Source organism: Capnocytophaga sp. oral taxon 332 str. F0381 (assembly GCF_000318275.2).
GTDB classification, from domain to species: domain Bacteria; phylum Bacteroidota; class Bacteroidia; order Flavobacteriales; family Flavobacteriaceae; genus Capnocytophaga; species Capnocytophaga bilenii.
The window spans coordinates 1-450 of sequence record NZ_KB291325.1 but is presented as its reverse complement, the minus strand read 5'-3'; the positions used below and the strand labels follow the sequence as shown (position 1 = coordinate 450).

At 44.0% G+C, this 450-nt stretch carries 1 protein-coding gene; it reads right to left on the bottom strand.

Annotated features, from left to right (window positions below; translation table 11 throughout):
• A partial coding sequence (locus HMPREF9075_RS13550) for a hypothetical protein (protein WP_009416124.1) occupies positions 1-450 on the bottom strand: 450 nt, incomplete at both ends.

The window sequence follows — 450 nt, the reverse complement described above, 5'->3', positions numbered from 1 at the left end:
TATCTCTGATTTTATAATATATGTAATGACGACCTACTGATAAACCTGCAGGGAGGTGTAACATTCCACCTTGTGTCGTACTGATATACTTTCCGTTGTTATCGGTACTCCTACGAACGTAGCTAAAATGCACCTCTTTGTCTGTAGGGGTAGCCGTGCCGTAATGGTCGTTGTCATAGACGCTACCAACCATTTGAGGTTCAGTGCTATAAGTAACCGTGTAAGTATCATCTTGAGCAGTGAGGGTTGTTGTGGTGGGTGTAGTAGTTGCAGTTGATGTGGTGGGCGTTTCGGTAGTAGGTTTCGTAGTTTGGGGCAGTACGATTACAGTAGCGGTAGCAGTGGCAAAATGAGTAACATCTTTAATATCTCTAATCTTATAATATACGTAATGACGACCCACTGATAAACCTGCGGGAAGTCGGAGCATTCCGCCTCGTATCGTACTGA